Genomic DNA, 2,071 nt, shown 5'->3' on the forward strand with positions numbered 1-2,071 from the left:
CCCGCGCCCCTTCAGGGGCGCGGGGAACTGCGTGAGCAGCCCCTACGGCCCGCGGACGAAGAACTCACCCGGCGTTCCTACTCCCCCGCCGCCGCCGTCGCCTTCAGCGCCAGCCACAGTTCCATGCGGACGTCGGGGTCGTCGAGGGAGCGGCCGAGGATCTCCTCGACGCGTCGCATCCGGTAACGCAGGGTGTGCCGGTGCACACCCAGGTCGGCGGCGGCGGCGTCCCACTGGCCGTGCCGGGACAGCCACGCCCGCAGCGAGGCGACCAGATCCCCCCGCCCGGTGGCGTCGTGCTCGTGCAGCGGGCGGAGCAACCCGTCCGCGAACGCCCGCACCGCGTCATCGGCGAGCAACGGCAGCACGGACCCCGCGGCCAGCTCCTCGTGCTCGACCAACGACCGCCCCCGCCGCCGGGCCACGGACAACGCCTGCTCGGCCTGCTTGTAGGCGGCGGCAGCGGCGATCGGCCCGGCGGGCGCCGACAACCCGACGACCAGTTCGTCCTCGTCGCCCACGGGCTGCTCCCGGGTGGCGATCCGCGCGGCGTCCAGCGCGGCCGCGTACTCCCCGCACGCCGTCACCGCCGCGCCTCCGTCCACGGCGAGCACGACCAGCCGCTCCCCGTCGGGCACGACGAGCACGGACTCACCGGAGCGGGCGGCGGCCGACTCGACGATCTCGGCGAGCCCGCCCAGCGGGTCGCCGTTCGTCGGGTCCGGCACCACGACGGGAGCCTTGGACGGTTTCGCGGCGGCCACGCGCGCGTGCCCGTCCGCGTGCGCCCGCGCCGCCGAAGCGGACGCCGACTCGGCGAGGATCAGCCGGAAGGGCGCGTCGAGCAGCTCCCCGTAGAGGTCTCCGGCCACGGTCCGCGCGTGCTCGGGCTGCCCGGCGAGCAGCATGCGCAGCACCGCCGCCCCGATGCGCTGTTCGGCGGCGTGCAGCGACCGTGAGCGTTCGGTGGTGAGGGTCAGCAGTGCGATCGCGGAGTGCACGGCGTAGCGCTCGGCGGTACCGAGGGCGGCGGCCGTTCCGACGGCGAGCGCGGCGCGGGGGCGGCGGCCGGTGCCGAGGGAGTGGAGTTCCACGCGGTCCTCGCCGCCGACGACGGAGCTGGCGGGCGCGGGGCGCTCCCGCAGCCGTTCCACGTCGGGGGTGAGCCGCGCGGCCCGCCGCCCGGCCCACTCGGGCGCGGTGGCGACGACGGCGCCGGACGCGTCGTACAGGGCCGCCCAGCCGTCCACCTGTCCTGCGAGCGCCGACAGCAGCCCCTCGGGGCCGTCGTTCAGGGCCTGCTTCGTCAGTTCGCGCTGCGCGGCGAAGCCCGCCGTCACCGCCCGGTACTGGTCCGCGGCGATCGCGGCCGACACCGCCTTGCTGATGGCCAGGAAGGGGGTGCGGCGGGGGACTTCCAGGAGCGGCAGGCCCTCTTCCTCCGCCGCGTCGACCAGGGCCTTCGGGATCTCGTCATAGTTGACCCCGACGGCGAAGCCGAGCCCGACGACTCCGGCACCCACCAGCCGCTTCACATAGCGCCGCATGACGTCCGGATCCTCCGCGTCCAGCTGGAGCGCGGTGATCAGCAGCAGTTCCCCGCCCTCCATGTACGGCACGGGGTCGGCGAGCTCGCTGACGTGGGCCCAGCGGACGGGGACGTCCAGACGGTCCTCGCCCGCCCGCACGGTCAGTTTGAGCGCGGAGTGGTGGACGATCGAGGCGAGCGTGGGGCGCATGGGACCTTCAGGTCTTCACAGGATCTTCGACGGTCACGGACAGTGTGATCTTTTGGCCGCAACGTATGAACGACCTATGTCGATTCTGCCTCACCGTACGGTCCGCCGGTGACCTTGTGTCCGGACGTCCCAGGGCCTGTCCGGCGGATCATGCCGCAGACGCGGGGCCTGGCACGCACCTCTGCGGCGTTCATGAGGGACCGCCCGATTCCTGCGACTTGATCCGCCGGACAGGCCCTAGTAGACTGTCGCAGCTAATTCCTGGGATAGAGGTGGCGCAGTTTGATGCGTGCGTCGTGGGTGGTGAACTGCCAGTCCACCTGACGTTGGTC

At 73.3% G+C, this 2,071-nt stretch carries 1 protein-coding gene; it reads right to left on the reverse strand.

The annotated features are described in order from the left end of the window. Window positions 1-77: 77 nt before the first annotated feature. Window positions 78-1,739 carry a PucR family transcriptional regulator gene (locus ABZ656_RS57630; protein WP_168496144.1) on the reverse strand — a complete coding sequence of 554 codons (1,662 nt, stop codon included), beginning with the start codon at window positions 1,737-1,739 and terminating at the stop codon, window positions 78-80. Window positions 1,740-2,071: the final 332 nt, after the last annotated feature.

It is taken from the genome of Streptomyces sp. NPDC007095 (assembly GCF_040634475.1).
Lineage (GTDB): Bacteria > Actinomycetota > Actinomycetes > Streptomycetales > Streptomycetaceae > Streptomyces.

What these genes read in the sequence shown, in the direction of transcription:
- ABZ656_RS57630 (WP_168496144.1), bottom strand. Translation starts at nt 1,739, where the DNA reads ATGCGCCCCACGCTCGCCTCGATCGTCCACCACTCCGCGCTCAAACTG.